16 protein-coding genes and 1 pseudogene are annotated in these 21,294 nt (G+C 53.0%); all 17 read left to right on the forward strand.

What is annotated here, in order from left to right; genetic code table 11:
• Positions 1–36: 36 nt before the first annotated feature.
• The 17 genes and pseudogenes from tssH to tssE all read left to right on the forward strand — a co-directional run bounded on the left by tssH (position 37) and on the right by tssE (position 21,280).
• Positions 37–2,685, forward strand: a pseudogene (gene tssH / locus F4V61_RS20770) (type VI secretion system ATPase TssH).
• A 14-nt stretch (positions 2,686–2,699) separates the two neighbouring features.
• A complete protein-coding gene (locus tag F4V61_RS20775; protein ID WP_000152197.1) occupies positions 2,700–3,269 on the forward strand; it encodes a hypothetical protein in 570 nt (189 codons plus the stop codon).
• Positions 3,263–3,727: a putative T6SS immunity periplasmic lipoprotein gene (locus F4V61_RS20780; protein WP_000234933.1), complete on the forward strand. Its 465-nt coding sequence runs from the start codon at positions 3,263–3,265 to the stop codon at positions 3,725–3,727. The genes F4V61_RS20775 and F4V61_RS20780 overlap by 7 nt, the downstream gene beginning before the upstream one ends.
• 17 nt (positions 3,728–3,744) lie before the next feature.
• Positions 3,745–3,954 (forward strand): hypothetical protein, encoded by a 210-nt coding sequence (locus tag F4V61_RS20785; RefSeq protein WP_000688531.1) that lies wholly within the window; start codon positions 3,745–3,747, stop codon positions 3,952–3,954.
• Positions 3,955–4,031: 77 nt separating this feature from the next.
• On the forward strand, positions 4,032–6,545 hold the full coding sequence (locus tag F4V61_RS20790) for a DUF2345 domain-containing protein (protein WP_038396875.1): 2,514 nt from the start codon (positions 4,032–4,034) through the stop codon (positions 6,543–6,545).
• A gap of 44 nt (positions 6,546–6,589) precedes the next feature.
• Positions 6,590–8,815 (forward strand): hypothetical protein, encoded by a 2,226-nt coding sequence (locus F4V61_RS20795; protein WP_000528468.1) that lies wholly within the window; start codon positions 6,590–6,592, stop codon positions 8,813–8,815.
• A 5-nt stretch (positions 8,816–8,820) separates the two neighbouring features.
• Complete coding sequence (locus F4V61_RS20800) at positions 8,821–9,675, forward strand: formylglycine-generating enzyme family protein (protein WP_001046388.1); 855 nt, start codon at positions 8,821–8,823, stop codon at positions 9,673–9,675.
• Positions 9,676–9,704: 29 nt separating this feature from the next.
• Entirely contained in the window at positions 9,705–9,971 is a 267-nt protein-coding gene (locus F4V61_RS20805) for a PAAR domain-containing protein (RefSeq protein WP_000033409.1), read from the forward strand.
• Positions 9,972–9,974: 3 nt separating this feature from the next.
• On the forward strand, positions 9,975–11,132 hold the full coding sequence (locus F4V61_RS20810; protein WP_000118268.1) for a hypothetical protein: 1,158 nt from the start codon (positions 9,975–9,977) through the stop codon (positions 11,130–11,132).
• Positions 11,119–14,526, forward strand: coding sequence for an ImcF-related family protein (locus F4V61_RS20815; RefSeq protein WP_080161292.1), 3,408 nt, complete (start codon positions 11,119–11,121; stop codon positions 14,524–14,526). The genes F4V61_RS20810 and F4V61_RS20815 overlap by 14 nt, the downstream gene beginning before the upstream one ends.
• Positions 14,526–16,121: a type VI secretion system protein TssA gene (gene tssA, locus F4V61_RS20820; protein WP_080161293.1), complete on the forward strand. Its 1,596-nt coding sequence runs from the start codon at positions 14,526–14,528 to the stop codon at positions 16,119–16,121. The genes F4V61_RS20815 and tssA overlap by 1 nt, the downstream gene beginning before the upstream one ends.
• A gap of 30 nt (positions 16,122–16,151) precedes the next feature.
• The gene (locus F4V61_RS20825; protein WP_038396869.1) at positions 16,152–16,883 is read left to right on the forward strand and encodes a hypothetical protein; all 732 of its coding nucleotides are present in this window, start codon (positions 16,152–16,154) and stop codon (positions 16,881–16,883) included.
• A complete protein-coding gene (locus F4V61_RS20830) occupies positions 16,876–17,475 on the forward strand; it encodes a DUF805 domain-containing protein (protein ID WP_058345734.1) in 600 nt (199 codons plus the stop codon). Before F4V61_RS20825 ends, F4V61_RS20830 begins: the two co-directional genes overlap by 8 nt.
• 21 nt (positions 17,476–17,496) lie before the next feature.
• Positions 17,497–19,260, forward strand: a complete 1,764-nt coding sequence (tssF, locus tag F4V61_RS20835; protein ID WP_080161294.1) for a type VI secretion system baseplate subunit TssF — start codon at positions 17,497–17,499, stop codon at positions 19,258–19,260.
• On the forward strand, positions 19,215–20,318 hold the full coding sequence (gene tssG / locus F4V61_RS20840) for a type VI secretion system baseplate subunit TssG (protein ID WP_000553779.1): 1,104 nt from the start codon (positions 19,215–19,217) through the stop codon (positions 20,316–20,318). The genes tssF and tssG overlap by 46 nt, the downstream gene beginning before the upstream one ends.
• On the forward strand, positions 20,299–20,835 hold the full coding sequence (tssJ, locus tag F4V61_RS20845; protein WP_024131995.1) for a type VI secretion system lipoprotein TssJ: 537 nt from the start codon (positions 20,299–20,301) through the stop codon (positions 20,833–20,835). The genes tssG and tssJ overlap by 20 nt, the downstream gene beginning before the upstream one ends.
• A complete protein-coding gene (gene tssE, locus F4V61_RS20850) occupies positions 20,828–21,280 on the forward strand; it encodes a type VI secretion system baseplate subunit TssE (RefSeq protein ID WP_000004546.1) in 453 nt (150 codons plus the stop codon). Before tssJ ends, tssE begins: the two co-directional genes overlap by 8 nt.
• Positions 21,281–21,294 lie beyond the last annotated feature (14 nt).

Here is a 21,294-nt window from a genome sequence, read left to right on the forward strand (position 1 = left end):
GGCGGTAGCGTATCAAAAAGAGAGGGAATGAAATCCATGGAAAATCCAGCCGTTCTGTTACGTCGCCTGAATCCTTACTGTGCCCGTGCGATGGAAGGGGCGGCCTCGCTCTGCCAGACCCGCGCCCATGCGGAAATTCTGCCTGAGCACTGGCTGCTGAAACTGCTCGAACAGGGAGAAGGTGACCTGACGGTGCTGGCGCGCCGTTATGAGTGGGATATAGATGCGCTGTGGCAGGATTTGCTCGGCTGGCTGGATTCACTTCCCCGCTCTGTTCGCAGTCGCCCGCAGCTTTCAGACAGCATTCAGACGCTGATGCAGGAAGCCTGGCTGATTGCTTCGCTCAACAGTGAAGAGCAGATCCGCAGTCATCATCTGCTGATGGCCTTGGTCGGGAAACAAAATCTGGTGCGCTGTGATGGTCTGTGGCCGCTGCTGACGCTCGGTCAGAGCCAACTGGGGCGTCTGCGACCACTGCTCGATGTACAGTCAGATGAGCGTCCGGAAGTGCAACTGGAGAAGGAACTGGCGCAGAGCCACGGTGGAGAGGTGGTGTTTGTTGGCCGCCCTGCAGGTGCAGAACTTAAAGACGGTGAGCTGAACCCGGCGCTACAGAACGCGCTGGATAAGTTCACTCTCGACGTTACCGCCAAAGCGAAGGAAGGCAAAATCGACCCGGTATTTGGTCGCGATACTGAGATCCGTCAGATGGTGGATATCCTCTCCCGCCGCCGCAAGAACAACCCGATTCTGGTCGGTGAGCCGGGTGTCGGCAAAACGGCGCTGGTGGAAGGGCTGGCATTACGAATTGCCGAGGGCAACGTGCCGGAATCCCTCAGACCTGTTGTTCTGCGTACCCTCGACCTCGGTCTGCTGCAGGCGGGGGCGGGCGTGAAAGGGGAATTCGAACAGCGCCTTAAAAACGTGATTGATGCCGTACAGCACTCGCCGGCCCCCATTCTGCTGTTTATCGACGAAGCACACACCATTATCGGTGCGGGAAATTCAGCTGGTGGCGCGGATGCGGCCAACCTGCTGAAACCTGCCCTGGCCCGTGGTGAACTGCGCACTATTGCCGCGACCACCTGGTCCGAATATAAGCAGTATTTTGAGCGGGATGCCGCGCTGGAGCGCCGCTTCCAGATGGTGAAGGTCGACGAACCGGATGACGACACCGCCTGCCTGATGCTCAGAGGCCTGAAATCACGCTACGCCGAACACCATAACGTGCATATCACTGACGATGCGGTCAAAGCCGCTGTCACCCTGTCGCGCCGCTACCTGACGGGCCGCCAGCTGCCGGATAAGGCCGTCGATTTACTCGACACCGCCGCTGCCCGCGTGCGTATGAGCCTCGATACCGTACCCGAACAGTTGACCCGCATCCGCTCGCAGATTACCTCCCTTGAAATGGAGAAGCAGGCGCTGCTGGAAGATATTGCCGTTGGCAATCAGATCCACGGCGAACGCCTGAGCGGGATTGAACAGGAGGAGGTACGCCTGATAGTCGAACTCGATGAACTGGAATCCCGGTATGGTCAGGAGCTGAAACTCACTGAACAGTTACTGGAATGTCGCTAGGACATCTCTCGCCAGAGTGAGACTCACGCGCTGCAACAGGAGCTGAACGGCATGCAGGACGGCAACCCATTGCTCTCCGTTGATGTGGACGTGCGCACCGTCGCCACTGTCATTGCCGACTGGACGGGCGTGCCACTGTCTTCCCTGATGAAAGATGAACAGACCGAACTGCTGACCCTGGAAAATGAAATCGGTAAACGTGTGGTCGGGCAGGATGCCTCCCTTAACGCTATCGCTCAGCGTCTGCGTGCGGCGAAAACCGGGCTTACGTCCGAGAACGGTCCGCAGGGCGTGTTCCTGCTGGTTGGTCCGAGTGGCGTCGGTAAGACTGAAACTGCGCTTGCACTGGCAGACGTGATGTACGGCGGTGAAAAATCACTGATTACCATCAACCTGTCCGAGTATCAGGAGCCGCACACCGTTTCTCAGCTCAAGGGCTCACCGCCGGGTTACGTCGGTTACGGCCAGGGCGGTATTCTCACCGAAGCGGTGCGCAAGCGCCCGTACAGTGTGGTGCTGCTCGATGAGGTGGAAAAAGCGCACCGTGACGTCATGAACCTGTTCTATCAGGTGTTCGACCGCGGCTTTATGCGCGACGGCGAAGGACGTGAAATCGACTTCCGTAACACCGTTATTCTGATGACCTCGAACCTCGGCAGCGACCACCTGATGCAGTTGCTCGCTGAGCAGCCGGAAGCCACTGAAGCCGACCTGCACGAACTGCTGCGCCCGATTTTACGCGACCACTTCCAGCCGGCGCTGCTGGCCCGTTTCCAGACCGTGATTTATCGTCCGTTAGCAGAGACCGCCATGCGCACCATCGTGGAAATGAAGCTCGCTCAGGTGAGTAAGCGTCTGCACCGTCACTACGGCCTGACCACCAAAATTGACGAAAGCCTGTATGACGCGCTGACTGCCGCCTGCCTGCTGCCGGATACCGGTGCGCGTAACGTTGACAGCCTGCTCAATCAGCAGATTCTACCGGTGCTGAGTCAGCAGCTTTTAACGTACATGGTGGCGAAACAGAAACCGACTTTACTGACGCTGGGGTGGAGTGATGAAGAAGGGATTGGGCTTGAATTTTCAGGTGCGGCTGAACGTTAATCCGGAGGCAGGGAATGACCATTCATGATGCCAGCAAAAAGAAAAAGAAGGACGACAAGAAGCAGAACGATGATTCCGTCAGAAAACTGACCACCGGGGAAGTCGCCTTAGCCAGAACGGTATTCGGCAACCGGATCGATTACGAGAAGGTGAAAATTCATCATGGCAGTTATCTGCCATTTGGATTGCAGAACGAGAATGTGGCAATGACGCCTAATGGCGAACTGTATTTTCGTACCACGTTATACAGAGAGGATTTTTCTCAGACGCTGGATGACCTTCAGCATCTCTTCATTCATGAGATGAGTCATGTCTGGCAACGTGCCAGGGGAATGAACGTCATCGGTAGAGGTCTGGTGAGTTGGTTGGTCAGCTACCACTACACCCTTGACGGTCGTCTGTTGAGTGATTATCCAATGGAACAGCAGGCGCAGATAATTGCCGATCATTTCACCTTGCAGGCGCATGGTTATAAAGCATGGATTACATTACGAAGATCGAATGACGTTACTTTGGATGGAGATATTTCAGAAAGTGCTATCCGGCAACATTACAAAGAGGCGCTAAGAGGGTTTCCATGGTGATAAAAAGATATAGTGCTCTATTTTTTAGGGGGTTAACCGTGCCCTTCGTTTTTCTGCTGGCAGGGTGTCCCGGTAAAGGGGATCAACTTCAGCTTGATGAAACGACACAGGTTAAATTGGTTAGTGATAGCATTTGTTTCCGCATTACAAATCCGCAGGATTATCAGCCTGCAATTATATCGATAAATCTCAGAGGGACGCCCCCGAAGAAACAAGGGTTTATTGATAATCCATCACTATCAATCAGATCAGAGCAACTATGTATCCCTCCATCGTTTTATCAATTTGCAGATAATGGGAAATACATCGTTGATTTTGTTTTGACCTCTGCCGGAAATGTTGATGAACCAAGGAAGTTCGTTGTTGGTGTAGGGATAGACCATGGCCAGGTATATAACTTTCCCCTGACGGATAAAGAAATATTAAGACCATATGGCTCAATTGAAGTTTCTGAATAGTGCCCCGGCATAAAGTCATGAAGATTTTTATCTTTTTAATTTTAGTGATGACGGGAGTGCTGTTTCTTCCGGATACGTGTTTTTACACATTCGTAAAGCGCTTTATCCCCATTAGTGGCGACGGCGAATACGGCATGAACAATTTTGAAATGACCGTGTTGCTGATGAAAACCCTTGCCTGCGCCCTCGGGGCTGGAGCCGTAATCACGCTTTTTCGTACTCGCTGAGCACCCCTGATTAAACCTGTTACTTGCCCGTCGGCAAGAACGTCATGGACTGCAGGTTATCCCATGGAGTCAATATCATGAGTCTGACAGATACGCTTAAGAACACCCTGTCTGCGCTAACTGAAGGCGGACTGAACCGCTACCGCCTCGATATTCCGTCCTGCACAGCTTCACTGGATGTGGAAGAGTTTAACGGTAGGGAGTTCATGAGTGAGCTCTACTACTACGAAGTTATCTTTACCAGCAGCGACCAGAATATCAGTTCAGCGCAACTGTTGACCAGGCCTGCCACGCTGACCATGGGAACCGGGCCACTGATGGGGCTGACTGGGCAGAAAGTGGTGCATGGTGTGGTGACGCATTTTAAGCGTATCAGTGGTTCACGTGACCAGGCGACGTACCAGATTATTATTGAGCCATTCCTGTCTTTGCTGCGCAAGCAATTCCGTACCCACCGCTTTTTTGTCAATAAGTCTGTACCGGAAGTCGTCACCGAGGTGCTGCAGGAACATGGCCTGAAAGGCTGGGAATATGAGTTCACTCTCAAAGCTGACTATCCGAAGCGTGAACAGATTAATCAGTACAAGGAAAATGACCTCGCCTTCATTGAGCGTCTGCTGGCTGAAGTAGGGATTTTTTACTTCTTCACTTTACAGCCCGATACCCAGACCGAAGTGGTGCACTTTGCGGATAAGCAAAGTGCCTGGACATTCGGAAAATCGCTGCCGCTCAGCAGCCCATCGGGAATGAGTGATAATGCTGCGGACTCGGTGTGGGGTGTTAACGTCCGGCAGAACGTGGTTGAGCGCTCTGTCATCGCCAGTGATTACAACCACCGTGAAGCCCAGAATATCCTGACCTCTGTACCGGCGGACATGACCCGTGGCGACGGTGACGGTGTTACCTATGGTGAAGTTTATCACTACCTGCCGCGTCATCTTGAACGCGGCGACAAAATCGCACCGTCAGCGGAAACTGGCAACTTCTGGGCACGCCTTGAACATGAGCGTTTTCTGTCTGTACAGACGACCATCAGCGGGTGCAGCAATGATGCCCTGCTTTCTCCGGCCCAGGTGCTGACCATCAGTGAACGTGTGGTACCGCCGACACTGCCATCAGAAACGGACAACGGCATTATCATTACCCGCACGGGCTATATCGCCAGTCGTAAAGATGCCCTGATCGTGATGTGGGAGGGGATGCCGTATTACGAGAACCGATGCTGGCGTCCTGCTGCTAAAAAGCGCCCGGTGGTCAGCGGTACCCTGATGGCCCGCGTCACCAGCGCCAAGGAGAACGATATTTACGCCTGGCAGGATGCATCCGGCATGTACCGGGTGAAGTTTGATGCCGACCGTGACGATAAACGTCAGGGCATGGAAAGTATGCCGGTGCGCTTCGCCAAGCCTTACGGGGGAGACAAGTACGGCTTCCACTTCCCGCTGATACAGGGTACTGAAGTTGCCATTGCGTTCCATGAAGGTGACCCGGACCGGCCGTATATCGCCCATGCCATGCACGACTCCCGCCATGTTGACCATGTCACGGAGCTGAACAGCACGCGTAATGTTATCCGCACAGCGGGTCTGAACAAGCTGCGGATGGAAGACAAACGCGGCGAAGAGCACGTTAAACTCAGTACGGAGTACGGGGGTAAGACGCAGCTTAATTTAGGGCACAATGTAGACGCTTACAGGGATCTTCGTGGTGAGGGGGCAGAACTGCGCACCGACCGGCATGTTTCCATTCGTGGTGGTGCCGGGGTGTTCATTACCGCCGATAAACAGCCGTTTGCCGGCGATAAGATGCTGTCGATGCGGGAAGCGATATCTCAACTGGAAAATGCATTGAGTATTGCCAGAAGTCTTTCTGATGCTGCTGAAACGGCAGAGGCATTGCCAGCAGATATCCAGAGCCAGGTTAAGCTGACGGAGTCCCTGAAAGAGCTGGCCCGGCCAGGTATGGTGCTGAATGCGCCGGAAGGGGTGAGTATCACCAGCCCGCAGGCAGTTCGTATGGCATCGGGGAGTGCAAGCGTCGGGATTATATCCCAGCAGAATACGGACATCAGTGCGCTGAAGCGCTTTACGGTGGCGGCGGGTGAAGCCGTGAGCATGCTGGCCCGAAAGGCCGGGATGAAACTCTTTGCGGCTAAGGGCAAAGTGGAAATCCAGGCGCAGGATGATGCGCTGGAGGCCATTGCCAAAAAGGATGTCACGGTGACCAGTACGGAAGGACGGATTGAGATCACTGCGGCGAAAGATATAGTGCTGAAAAACCTGGATGGCTCATTTATCCAGATAACGGGTAAGAACATCATACTTGGCTGTGAAGGTAATGTGCTGTGGAAATGTGCTAATGCGCAGAAAATGGGAACCGCAAACTATACCTCTTCTGTACCGGAATTTCCCGGTGGATACAGTGAATATTTTGTTGCGCATGACGAAAAAACAGGACAGCTTGCTCCGAATACGCGCTATCGCATTACGACCAGTAAAGGCGATGTTTTTTCCGGCATAACGGATTCAGACGGGAATACTGCCGAAATATTCACGGCTTTATCTGACAAGATCAAAGTTGAACTTGGATAAGAAATCCAGATTTAATCAGAACACAAATAGCAGGAGTTGCCTTCATGGGGAATACAGCAACCGTTCATGGCAGTGGCAAAACAGGGATGCAGGCAAAGGGCATTAAAGCCAGCCATGTATCAGGTACCCGTCTTTATTTTCATGCTGACAGTGAAACATTTCTGGCTGTTGATGGTGATGAATTGGAACAGGAAAGTAATGCCCTGAATAGCCTGTTAGGCCACCAGGTTGATACGCAGATGCGTATTGATGATTTAACTTTGCAGTGCACCAGACTAAACTGGGGGCAAATTAGTGAACGTACCGCCCTGCAAACTCAAATACAACAGGAAGCCCAGCGACTTGATGATCTGAATAAACAATTGAAAGTTAAATTGACGACGCTTTCAGCAACAGAGGAACTTCCGAAGACCACACTCCTTGATAATAGCAGCAAAAGTGCTGTTGGCCTGATGGAGTTAATCGAAGTCCGGGGTGGCATGAAAGGTGCTCGTTACATTTATGTCCGTTCAGATCAAATTGACAGCAAATGGCGACGTTATCCGCTTGAAGATAGCGATAAAAAGTCCGGTGGTAAGAGCTTTGTTATATCAGAGTCATATACTGACAATGAGGGAAATACAAGGGCAAGAGAAAAGATCGATTACGATAAGCTGAAAACGCAGATAAGCAAAGTAAAACCCAAAATGCTGAAGGCTGAGCAGGATTTATTAGAACAGCACACAGGTGTTCTTGGACAATGGGCGAGGGATATTAATGACAGCCTCAAACATTCCCCTTATCAGGGAGAGAGATTGGGTTTTGATGCTCAGTCTCAGCTTATGCGCTGGACTTATGGAGCAGGTCTGACGGAAGAATTAAATCCGTTTGAAGTAGATTTTCGTAATCAAGGTAAAAAGGTAAAAAAAGAAGCTGTCACCAGCGGAAAAGCAAGTGCATATGCAAGTCTCGCTCTCGCTGAGTCTAAAAGCAAATTAACCCTGTCACTTCCAGACATGCATGGTATTACGATGACTTATCCCCTGAAGCCCGAAATGGGCGGAGGAATGGGAAGCCTGGGGGTATTACGTTTTGATTTTGAACTGACTTTGGCGGGCAGTGTTGGTGCAAGCTTAGGCGTTGAGTTGGGTGTATCGGTGAAAAGTAACTGGGCAAAAGGCGTCCCAGGCTCTTCAGGTGATGGAACTGCTCCCGCTCCCGGACAACGTAAAATTGATATTAGCCAGGTGGTGAAAGAGCCGGAAGCAACAGGGGAATTAACCGTCTTTGCCGGGGCCCAGGCATCAGCAAACCTTTCAGGGGCAATCAAATGGTGCAACCCGGAGAAAAACAAAGAATATACCTATCTTGCGAAAGTATCTTTGGGAGCAACTGCCCAAATCGGAGCTGGCTGGAGTGGCACGTTCAGATTCAGTTATGAAGATGGAAAAGTACAGGTTCTGGCACGTGGCGGGATGTGCTGGGGCGGAGGAGGGAAAGGAAGTGTTGCTTTTGATATCGATGGAATAGCGATAATTACCGATTTTCTTCCTTGCTTAACATATATGCTACGCAATGCTGACTACATTAAACTGTCTAGTACTGTGATCCGTGATGGGGATTTTTATGCGTTCTGTGCACTTCCATTATTATCCACAATGTATGGGGTTAATCTTTTGGTGGATAGCGCGTGGAGTCAAACAGACAGACTTCTCGATAATCTTCGAGATAGTTGGGAAATAAAAGAACAAAGAGTGAGGCTTATGCAGGAGATTATCGACACTCAGGGAGAGTGTTTGAAATTCTCCCCTCCTGAAAGCAAAGGCGCAGCAATTGCTTCTTTAATAGAACATGGTTTTTGGGATGAATTCGCTAGCCCTGCCTCGAATGCACAAACTGATTGTGAGGGATTAGTTATGTTTAGCGCCAGAAAACGTGCCGTTTTATTGTGCCTTCGCTGGGTTCAATCCAAACGTGAGTACGAAAATGTAATGCAGCACCTCTCTAAAAATTTTGTAGCTGTTGGTTCATGGCAAGGAAACCAACAAAGTGTTGCGGATTTTCTTGCTCTGGGGGAACAGTCGCGAGTTTACGGCTCTAAAAACATCGTGCCTAATGCATCCGAAATAAATATATTACCCAGCCATTATGCTAAAAATCTTATGGATATTTGGTCCAGTTTACCAAGCACAGAGGAAGTTAATGGGACTGAATTGCATAAATTAAAAGAAGTTTCTCCAGTGCTAATGCAAAGTTGTACTCGTGTAATTGTGGGTAGTCAGGAGTTGTGATTACAATGAATAAATATAGAGCATTGATTACTTTGTCACTCATTGGAACTATTCTTGTTGGATGTGATAATTCTAAAAATGATACTAATAAACAACAATTAGCCAACGATATTGTCAATTCCATGGTGACAGTTAAAGGGGGGCGGTTTCAAATGGGGGATTTTGGGCCGCTTGTTGGCGAAAAACTACCTTTTAGTCCTGGATTGGATAATAAACCATTGCATTGGGTCGAGCTTTCTGATTTTAAAATAACAAAAAACAAAGTTACTTGGAGGGAGTTTAATGTTTGGTTGAATTTAAATAAAAAAGAATATAATAAATACTATAAAAAAATAAAGGGTAGAAAGGTTGAAGATGAATATGATAAAAAAATTCTACGCAATATTGGTGATAATTACCCTGCATCAGTGAGTTGGGATGACGCAAGCGCTTTCTGTAAATGGATTGGGAAAGTATCAGGGAAATCTATTACTTTACCTACCGAGGCTCAATGGGAATATGCAGCTCGTAGCCGAGGTAAGTTTTTTCAGTTTGCTAATAGTGACAATCAATATAATCCTGACGATCCAGATGATAAACTTAACTTCACTCATGACATGGCTCCTGTCGGTTCGTATCCTCCAAATCCCTTAGGTTTATATGACATGATGGGGAATGGAAATGAATGGGTGAATGACTGGTATGCTGAAGATTATTATAAAAACTCACCTGAAAAAAATCCGCAAGGACCAGATAAAGGTGACAAAAAAGTGATTCGAGGTTATTTGGGCTCCATGTTTGGATTGTATGATATTACACGAGGGAAAAGTGAACATGATTATGAAGGTCCTGGTGATGGTTTTCGTTGTGTAGAGAATTAACATTGAAAATGATATTAACTGGAGGATATATGTCCAAAGGATTTGTATTACTCGGAGATAAAACAACACATGGTGGCGAAGTTATTTCTGCCTCTTCGACCATGATCGTGAATGGAAAAAAGGTAGCACTTGTTGGCGACGAGATTAATTGTCCTGTCGAAGGACATGGTATCAATGCCATTATCGAAGGGTCACCGGAATGGATATCTGATGGCAAACAAGTTGTCGTCGATGGGTGCGAATGTGAATGCGGCTGCCATGTTATCTCCAGTGCGCCGGACTGTTCAGTAGGATAAATAATGAGCTGGGAACGCCAGAAAGCCACTATCATCGCAGAGCCGGAAGAGCCATCAACCATGTTGTGGTTGATGGCCTGTCTCGTTGCAATAATCACCGGAGTGCTCCTTTTTGTTCTCCATGCCAATCAGTTTCTGGGAACACTGCAAAAATTTAATCTCTGGATCGTAGCGGGAAGCCCACTCTTTCTCTGGTTAGTGATGATTTGCTTACGAAGCTGGCTGTATAACCATGCGATGGACAAACATCAGTTTGAGTCCGATGAAGCGGAATATGCGCAGCAACAATGGACTGACTGGGCAGGACGCTATCTGGCGGTTCTGTACAGCAGGGTGATCCTGCCCGCTGAACTCACGCCCGCGCGCTTTATACAGTCTCCTGCTGATCTTGAACAGAGCAATGCGCTTGGCAGGCGTATCGCGCTCCCCCCGGGAGAAAATGTGTTTTCGGCCCTTCTTGGTGGCCTTGATGAATCACTCATACAACTCTGTGCTGATTTGCCATTTGGGGTAACACTGCTCACTGATGCTTCGGATCCCGAAGAGCATTTGCAGAAGGCTTTTTCTGCCGCCTGGATCCAACATTTCGGCCTCACGCTCTCAGCACCTTTACTGACGATCCTGAATACCCGCTCCTTTTCGTCGGTTGAAGAGCGGATCAAAACGCCGACGCTGGATGTCGAGTTGTTGTTGGTCCATCAGACGCAGGGGGGCGACGTTTACAGTGATGCGCTGGCAGCCCTGTTACTGACCTCTGACGATGTGGCCACCAAATACCGCTTCGATCATCACGCCCGTCTGCTACGGCCCATGTCGATCGAGCCGACAGAAGATCTGAGCCTGGCCTTTGATACCTTTTTATCCACTCAGTCGCAGGCTATCAAAACAGACGTGCTTCTCGGGGACGGTACCGCGTGGGGCAAGGTATTTTCCACGCTGCTGGGCAGCGCTAAAAACTACGAAGGCCACTGGAAACCTCAACAGTGTCACTGGCTGGAAGAGTACGCAGGACGCAGCGGCCCCTTCTCGCCGTGGATTATGGCCGCTGTCGCCAGTGATACTGTGGCACTGACGGGGAACTGCCTGATGCTTTCTGATAATAAAAAACAGCGATTTATGAATATCGTCACAACAGGAGAGCAGGCGAATGGCAAAGGATAGTTCAGCGTGGCGTGGTAGTTGGGGAGGTCTCGGCTTTACCGCGATAATCGCTGCTATACTGGCATGGGCCATCTGGTCGCATGGGGATGCAATTGGCCTGAACAGCGAAGGATTAAAAACATTGGGTATTGTCGGGGCGATGATCCTGTTGTTGTTAATTCGTCATGGCAGGGCTATCGGATTAGCGCTCAAACAACGCTGGTCACGTTTTCAGGCTGAACGTAAGAAAGAACTGCCAACCAGTGAAGGTCGCGTTGAGCAGACCCTGCCGCGCAACGTCACGGTCGACACCATCCGTGAAGCCATGCGTAACCTCTACGGTCGGCGCTGGGGGCGTAAAACTCGCATCCTGCTGATAACCGGTACGGCCGCTGAAGTGGAGCAACTGACTCCGGGCCTTACAACTCAGCTCTGGCAGGAAGACCGCGGCACACTGTTGCTGTGGGGCGGTGACCTCAATACGCCACCGGACAGTGCCTGGCTGACCGCGCTGCGCAAACTGCGCCGTCGCCCGGTAGATGGGCTGGTGTGGGTCACCTCGGCCTTTGACCAGCTCTCAGCACCAGGGCTGGAGCCGCCGCTGCCGGTACCGTCTGAAAGCACCATGGATTCCCTGTCTCACGCCATCAGCGCACGTATGGAAGCGCTTGGCTGGCAGACCCCGCTATATGTCTGGTCCCTGCACCCGCGAGCTGGTAAGCCGGAAGGACGGGTTGTACAGGCGACCGGCTGTCTGTTGCCTGCCGGTTGTCTCACCGAAGGGCTGGCAGAGCAACTCTCCGCCCTGACGCCAGATCTGACCTCACTGGGCCTGCAGCAGACCTGCGGTGAAGTGAAACATAACTTCTTACTGACGCTTGCCGACCAGCTCATTCGTGAGCCACAGAGCGTGACCACACCGCTGTCGGTGATGCTCAATCCGTACCGCCCGCTGCCGCTGGCCGGTGTGGTGTTCAGTCAGCCCTCCGCCGGCGCTGAACGTGCCGTGGCGCACCACTGGGGCATGGATAAACGCTGGGATGTTTTACCTGAGTCTGTCCGCACGCTTGCTGCCGGGCTGCGCCCGCGCAAGCCGGGCATTCCATGGCGTAAAGTGTTTGTGTCAGTCGCTGCCCTGGCGATGGTGGGCTGGGCTGTGTGGATGGGCATCGCGTATGTCACTAACCGCAGCCAGATAGATGGCGCTAATGTACAGGCCTCGACGGCTGCCCGACAGAATCAGCCCCTGGCGCAGCGTCTGCATGCACTGTCTGAACTCCAGAAAACCCTGGCTCGTTTGCAATACCGTTCAGAGCATGGCGTGCCGTGGTACGAACGGGCCGGGCTGAGTCAGAATAACGCCCTGCTAGCCGCACTCTGGCCACGCTATCAGGACAGCGCACTGCCGCTGTTGCGGGATGCTTCTGCAAACCATCTGCAAAGACAGATTAATGCCTTTAATGCACTGCCGCCGGACAGCCCGCTGCGTGAGCAAATGGCAAAAAACACCTATGACCAGCTTAAGCTCTATCTGATGCTGGCGCGCCCGGAACACATGGACGCCGCCTGGTTCAGTTCTGCGCTGCAGCACGACTGGCCAAAGCGTGATGGCGTGAAAGACGGCGTCTGGCAGGGCGTGGCCCCGTCGCTACTGTCGTTTTATGGCGCACAGTTGGTGACGCATCCTGAGTGGAAGCTCCGTGCCGATGAAAACATGGTCAGCCAGGCGCGCTCCCTGCTGGTTCGCCTGATGGGCGTACGTAACAGTGAATCAACCCTGTACCAGAAGATGCTCGCTCAGGTGGCGCACCTGTATGCCGATATGCGTCTCGAAGATATGACCGGGGATACTGATGCATCCCGTCTGTTCAGCACCCCCGAAATCGTACCAGGTATGTTTACCCGCCAGGCCTGGGAGCAGGCCGTTCAGCCCGCCATCGAAAAGGTGGTGAAGGCGCGCCGGGACGAGCTTGACTGGGTGCTGACTGACAGCAAGCGTCAGGTGAATAAACAGGATGAGACCTCGCCGGAAGCGCTGAAAAAACGTCTGACGGAGCGTTACTTCGCCGATTTTGGCGGTGCCTGGCTTGAGTTCCTCAACAGCCTGCACTGGAACCAGGCCGCTACGCTGTCGGATTCCATTGACCAGTTGACCCTGATGGCTGATGTACGTCAGTCACCGCTGGTGGCGCTGATGAACACCCTGAACGCGCAGGGACGTACCGGACAGACCGGCGAGGCGATTTCGGATTCACTGGTGAAATCAGCGAAAAATCTGCTGGGTGGTGACAACAAGGATGCCATTGACCAGAGCGTCGGTGTTCATGGTCCGCTGGATGCGGCCTTTGGCCCGGTGCTGGCGCTGGTGGACAAAAACCGCACAGGGGCACAGGAACTGAGTCTGCAGTCCTATCTGACCCGTGTGACACAGGTGCGTCTGCGCCTGCAGCAGGTGACCAATGCCGCTGACCCGCAGGCGATGACCCAGACCATCGCTCAGACCGTATTCCAGGGTCAAGCCGTTGACCTGACCGAAACCCGCGACTACGGCAGTTTGATTGCAGCAGGCCTGGGTCAGGAATGGAGCGGTTTTGGTCGTACGATGTTTGTGAACCCGATGGAGCAGGCCTGGCAGCAGGTTCTGACCCCGGCCGCCGACAGCCTCAACGCCCAGTGGCAGCAGGCAGTGGTGAGTGAATGGAACTCCGCCTTTGGCGGACGCTATCCGTTCAGCAACTCCAGCAGCGATGTGTCCCTGCCACTGCTGGCCAAATACCTCAATGCGGATTCCGGACGTATCGCTCAGTTCCTGCAGAACCGCCTCAAGGGCGTGCTGCATAAAGAGGGCAACCACTGGGTACCGGACAGTATCAATTCGCAGGGGCTGGCGTTTAGCCCGGCATTCCTTAGCGCCATCAACACCCTGAGCTATATCTCAGATGTGGCCTTCACCGAAGGCAATGCTGGCGTAAACTTCGAGCTGCGTCCGGGTACCGCCGACGGCGTGATGCAGACCGACATAATTATCGACAGCCAGAAACTGACCTATGTGAACCAGCTTCCGGCGTGGAAGCGCTTCACCTGGCCTGCGGATACTGAAGCGCCGGGCGCGAACCTGAGCTGGATTAGCACGCAGGCAGGCACCCGCCAGTACGCGGATATTCCGGGCAGTTGGGGCCTCATACGCCTGCTTGATAAAGCGAGGGTGAAGGCGTATCCGGGCGTCGGCAGCAGTTACAGCCTGAGCTGGAAAGCCCAGGATGGTCGCACACTCAATTACACCCTGCGAACCGAAGCGGGAGAGGGACCTCTGGTATTGCTGAAACTGCGGAATTTCCGCCTGCCTGAGACCATCTTCAGCACTACCGGCGTCGCAGTCGTCAGTGCAGCCAGTGATGCAGAGGAGGTCTACTGATGAGCACCCTTAATACTTTGCTGAACGCCTGCCAGACTGAGCAGGTGCCACTGCTTGCGGCGACCCGTGAGCGCGTGGCGCAGTGGGATAACTGGCTGCAGCCGCTGTCCGGTTCATCGCCCGCTGGTGAAGATCCGGGCTATGATGATGACTTCCAGCAGATGCGCGAGGAGGTCAACAAGCTCTCCGGAGCAGACACAGAGCTTATCTGTCGGCTGGCTGAAAAGCTGCTGACTACCACCGCCAAAGACATTCGCGTCGTGACGTACTACTGCTGGGCGAAACTGCACCGGGAAGGCGAGCAGGGGCTGGCCGAAGGACTCGAACTGCTGGCCGGTCTGCTGGAGCGCTTTGGTACACAACTGCACCCGCAGCGTGACCGCAGCCGTAAGGCGGCGCTGGAATGGCTGGCGGGTTCGCGTATGATCGATTCGCTCTCCCTGTACCCGGAAGTGGTCAGGATCGATGCGATGCGCACCACAGGGGCGCTGTTGCTGATTGCGCAGCTTACCGAAGATGAGCCGGATGAAATACGCCCTGAGCTGAACGCGCTATACGGCGCCCTGGAAAGCCGTCTGCAGAAAGCGGGTGGTGTGGATGCGGTCGTGCCGCAGAACGCCAGTACCAGCGAAACACCTTCCGCGGCAGACCACAGCGATGCCCCGGCAATCGGGCGAATCACTTCCGGCCAGGATTTGCTGGCACAGGCCCGCACCCTCACTGAATACCTGCGCGAGCAGCCCGACGGCTGGCTGTCAGCGCACCATCTGATGAAGAGTCTGCGGCACGATACCCTACGGGCCATTCCCGCGCCGGATGCACAGGGGCGTACTCGTATCGAACCGCCAAGAGCAGACCAGCGCGCGTTGCTCAAACGTTTGTATCTGCAACAGAACTGGGCTGAAATGCTGGACGCGGCCGACAGCACCTTTTCCCGCGGTGCCAATCACCTGTGGCTGGATTTGCAGTGGTATATCCACCAGGCGCTGACGAAGTCGGGGCAGGAGACGCTGGCCGACATTATTGTCGCTGACCTGAAAGGGCTGCTGACCCGTCTGGCCGGGCTTGAAACGCTGGCGTTCAGTGACGGTACCCCGTTTGCGGATGAAGTGACGCTGAACTGGATCCAGCAGAGCGTGCTTGATACCACAGGCGGGTGGGGCAACGATACGCCATCAGTCCCGGTAACCGCCGGTAACGATGACATTCTGGCACTGGAGCCGGAAGCGGTGGCGCTGGCTGACAGCGAAGGCCTGGATGCGGCGCTGAATTGGCTGCAAAACCGTCCGGGGCTTACAACAACACGTCAGCGCTGGCTGTTGCGTCTGCTGATGGGGCGTATCGCGGAGCAGTACGGGAAGAATGAGCTGGCGATACATCTGTTTGCCGAACTGGGAGAGCGTGCCGAAGAGGTAATGCTCAGCGACTGGGAGCCTGAGCTGTTGTTCGAGGTACAGGCCCGCCATCTGAAACTCCTGCGCCTGAAGGCCGGTCGCAGTGAGGCTGACAAAGTGCGCCTGAATCCTCTGATGGAACAGTTGCTGGCTGGACTGATTGCGGTTGATCCGGTTCGTGCTTCTGTCTTGTGCGCGTAATTTATTTTTTAATAAGGTAATGAAAAAGAAATGAGCAAAAAATATTTAGCTGTACTGCTATTTTTATCAACCGTGATATTAAGTGGGTGTACTTCAATTCTTTGGGCCTTGAATAATCCAAATGATAACAGCAGACATTCTGAACGAGTTGAAGCATATAGTGATGAAATCCAGTCTGCTTTTGAATACAAAAATGTCAATCTGAGTACTAAGTCGCTCTCAGGCGCAACAGGAAGTATTGAGCTTCCATCTGAAGGTGTCGGTTTTATTGGTAAGAAAAATGTGTATTTTGTCACTCAGAATGGCAATGCTTTGCTATCACTCAATAAACTAATGAAAGATATTCCGCTTAAGGCAATCGGAAGCAGTAAGTATATAGATATTAGTCTTGTCAGCGATTATCAGGGCTATGGTAACGCCGGATTTAATCAGTTCATTCATGTAAAAACTCGACAACCCGCATCATCATTAACGGTTAAAGAAAGAACCCAGCTTACGGATGCCTCTTTTCGATTAAAAGACGGATTCTACCAACGGTCTGTTGAGATCAGAGGTGTGATTATCAATAAGTCAAGATTCGGAGGAGCCATACCGGGTGAAGCATCTCTCAATGACAGCTATCAGGTTCGTTTTTATAGGTACACATCCAGTGCAGGTATGGACGGAGGGAAGCTTGCATTCAATGTATTGATGACCCCAGTCACTCTGACCGGAGACATCCTGCTGCTTCCTTTATATCTCCTAATGATGATGAATGGATGATATACCACATCTCATCATGGATTACGTTGTCAATTACATTGCATGTCTAATTAGAGGGATTTACGCCAGAGAATCTTTGGGGTTGCTACTGGTCTGCGTGGAAAAAAGTTTCATATATCAAGGAGGAGCTACCCGGCAGGAGTTTTGGTCATTTATTATTATCAACCTGATTGTTTTCTTTCTTATCGGTGCAGGGAGCTATTTCCTGCTCGTTGATGTCATGGCTGATAAAACCAGTGCCGGAGGCATGGTATTGGTTTGGGCCTATTTTATTTATCTTCCTTTGCGCACATTTGGACCTTTGATTTTACTCTTTCCTTTTCTTGCGCTTGGTGTACGTCGCATGCACGATACTGGAAAGTCCGGATGGTGGTTTGGGGGCCTGATGCTCCTGGAAATTTTTATTTTACCAATGTTAGCTGTCCTGATGTATTACGTCCTCAGGCATTTTCTGGATGAGGTTTCAAGCCAGCAGGTAGTTAAAGGTTTCACCATAAGTGCCAGCATTATGGTTGCTTTTGCCCTGGTCTGGTTATGTAGTAAACCAACAAAAATAAAACACCCGATCTCATCTTCTGATTCGATGAATTAATTACCTGAGGGATTTATTTTTATGGAAGATTTAACCCTGCGCTATTTCGATGCAGAAATGCGTTACCTGCGTGAAGCCGCGAAAGAGTTCGCGCAAACCCATCCCGATCGCGCGGCGATGCTCGACCTGGATAAGGCCGGCACACCCGATCCGTATGTTGAACGCCTGCTTGAAGGGTTTGCCTTCTCAATGGGGCGGCTGCGCGAAAAGATTGACGACGACCTGCCGGAACTGACTGAAGGTCTGGTCTGCATGCTCTGGCCACACTACCTGCGAACTATTCCGTCCCTCTCGGTGGTGGCGCTGACCCCGGCGCTGCATGCCATGAAAATGGCGGAAGTGGTGCCCGCAGGCCTTGAGATATATTCCCGTCCAGTAGGGCCGAAGAACACAGTCTGTCGTTACCGTACCACCCGGGATGTGATGCTTAATCCCCTGGGGGTTTCGGACATTACCATGACCACTGAGCCTGACGGTCGTTCGCTGTTACGGATGCGTTTTGCCTGCAGCAGCCAGGCAGACTGGTCCGGTGCAGACCTCAGCCGTCTGAGCCTGTATCTCGGGGCGGATGCGCCGGTCAGCAGCCAGCTGCATCTTATGCTGACCAAAAGACAGGCCGCGCTGTACATGCGCCTGCCTGGCCAGCCCGACCGTATTCAGCTTGACGGGTATTTCTCACCGGGAGGATTTGCTGAAGAGGACGGTCTGTGGCCGAAAGGCGATACCGCCTTCAGCGGCTACCAGCTGCTGCTGGAGTACTTCACCTTCCGCGACAAGTTTATGTTTGTTCACCTTAACGGTCTGGAGGGGATCACACCACCACACGGTACGGAGTACTTTGATATTGAAGTCGTATTCAGCACGCCGTGGCCATCAGACCTGCCGGTCGCCGATGACGCGGTTCGTCTGCACTGTGTACCGGTAATTAATCTGTTCACGCTGGAAGCGGACCCGCTCACTATTTCTGGTCTTGAAAGCGAATACCTGCTGCGTCCTAAACGTCTGCAGGACGGACATACTGAGATTTACTCCGTAGATTCGGTAACCGGCTCAAACCGGACCAGTGACGCGGAGTATGTGCCTTTCAGCAGCTTCCGCCACAAGGGAGGGATGATGCGCCGTCATGCGCCACCCCGCTATTACCACACCCGCATTAAGCGGGGTGTCACCGGGCTGTATGACACCTGGCTGATTCTGGGGGGGCACCAGTGGGAAGAGGACCGGAAGTTTGAACGCGAAGCCGTGTCGTTGCAAATCACCGGCACCAATGGACAGTTACCGCGCCGGGCGCTGCAGAGCACACTACTCGACCGCTGTGAACAGGTAGTCAGTACATCACTGACGGTGCGCAACCTCTGCAAACCGACGCTGCCGGTTTACCCGCCTGCGGAAGACCGTTTCCACTGGCGGGTGCTGAGCCACCTGGGCTCCGGGTTCCTGAACATGATGAGCACCGCCGAAGTGCTGCGCGGGACGCTGGCTCTCTATAACTGGCAGGAAGATGAACTGAACACCCGGCGTCTGGAGGCGATTCAGCAGGTGGCGCATCACCGCCTGCAACGTTTTGAACAGGGTTACCTGCTGCGGGGGCTGGATATCGAAGTAACCCTCGACAGCAACGGGTTTACGGGGGAGGGCGATATCCACCTGTTTGGCGAAATGCTCAACCGTTTCTTTGCGCTCTATGCTGACATGAATCAGTTTAACCAGCTCACTCTCATCGTTCAGCCAGAAGGAAAATGCATCCGGTGGAAAGAGAACCACAGTCCGCGCCTGCCCGGCTGATAGCACAGCTGGGCAACCGGCTGCCTTACATAAATTTTTACCGCTTCTGCCAGTTGCTGGAGCAGATCCAGCCGGACAAACCGGTCACCGGCAGCACCTGGCAGGTGCGATATGAGCCGGTACGCTTCCGCCCCCATCCGGGGATGGGGTTCCCGGCCTCTGAAATCAAAGGGGCGGAGCCACCTGAACATCCGCACCTGCCACCGACGGTCCGCATCACGTTTATGGGGCTCTACGGCGTGGAGTCTCCACTGCCGACGCACTATATCGATGACATCACCCAGCGGCGGGAAGGGTATGAAGCCACAGTCGATTTTCTTGATATCTTCAACCACCGGCTGATTACCCAGTACTACCGCATCTGGCGTAAATACTCATACCCTGCGACCTTTGAGGAAGGGGGAAAAGACAAAACCTCGCAGTATCTGCTGGGGCTGGCCGGGCTCGGAATTGACGGCTGCACGGACAGTATCGCGACTCCGGCGTCCCGCTTTCTGGCGCTGTTGCCGGTGATGTTGTTGCCGGGGCGAACCGCAGAAGGTATGGCCTCGCTGGTGCGTCTGCTGGCACCCAACACGCAGGCGAAGATCTGGCACCACGACAAACGCCGTGTGCCGCTGAAGAGCCCCCTGACCATGAGTGTGCGTCAGCCTGTCACCCTGACAAACCGTCCGGTGATGGGCAATTATGCCACTGACGCGAACAGCCAGGTACTGATGCGTCTGACCACCTCCGACCCTACGGAAGTACAGGGCTGGCTGCCCGGCGGTGAACTGCACGGTGACTTAATGGCGCTGCTGCATGTGTATCTTGGGTCACGGCTTAATGTGCGTCTGCAGCTGTGTGTCGACCGTAGCCTGCTGCCGGACGCGACAATGAGCGCTAAGCCTGAAGCTGGCGCAGTGCAACTGGGTCGTACAGCCGTGATGCGACCGCTGAACTCGGCGAATACTGCCACTCACCCCAAAACCATAACCATCAATCTTGGCCGCTATGAGCGGGTACAGGAAAATATTCACCGCAGGGAGACCGATGAAGATGGCGATTACCGCTGGTAAATTTCCCTTGGCTGCGCTGGCCGCAGGTATCACTCTGATACTGGCGGGCTGTGGGCTGACTCAAAAAGTCACGGACGGTACGGTTGCCGTGACTAAATCGATTTTTTATAAGCAGGTAAAAACCCTGCATCTTGATATTCGCGCCCGGGAAGCCGTTAACAGCAATGCCGGCGGCGTGGCACTATCCACGGTAGTGCGTATTTACCAGCTCAAAGACCGCAAAACATTCGACACGACGGACTACCTGTCACTGTTTAAAGCTGACAGTCAGGCTATTAAAGCAGACCTGCTAGCTGAGAAAGATATCCGCCTGCAGCCGGGCGGGGCGGTGACGGTCGATATACCGATGGAGGACAGTGCGCAGTATGTGGCGGTGGCCGGGATGTTTATGTCACCGGACCAGGAGAACAACACCTGGCGGGTAGTGCTGAGTAGTGACGACCTTGACCCGGATAAAGCCCGGGTGATTGAGGCCGGTAATAACCAACTAACGCTAAAGGCGCTGAAAGATGAGTGAGTCACCCCGTCCGTCACTGTATGAAACGCTCTACGGCAATTTCACTGGCGGCCTCGATTTGCATCAGGTCAGCGAGCAGAACCAGGTCATATTGTCAGTGCTTGACAATATGCAGCGCATCCTCAACTGCCGTGCCGGCACGCTGGCGCATCTGCCAGACTATGGCCTGCCCGATATGACTAAAATCCTGCAGGGGATGCCGGGTACTGCCCATGAGCTGATGGGCACCCTGTCTGCTGTTCTGCTCAAATATGAGCCTCGTCTGAAAAAAATAATGGTTGTCCTGCTGGAGCAGAACGTCCCCGGCGAGTTGCGTTATGCCATTGATGCTGAGCTGAAGGGCATTGGCCTCGTACGCTATGGCACCGAGTTTATGCCCGAAGGGCGGGTTCTCCTGCGACACCTGAAGCAACAGCAGTATCTCGATACCACAACCCGTCTGTAAGGCCAGATAACATC

Source organism: Salmonella enterica subsp. arizonae, from assembly GCF_008692845.1.
Classification (GTDB): Bacteria; Pseudomonadota; Gammaproteobacteria; order Enterobacterales; family Enterobacteriaceae; genus Salmonella; species Salmonella arizonae.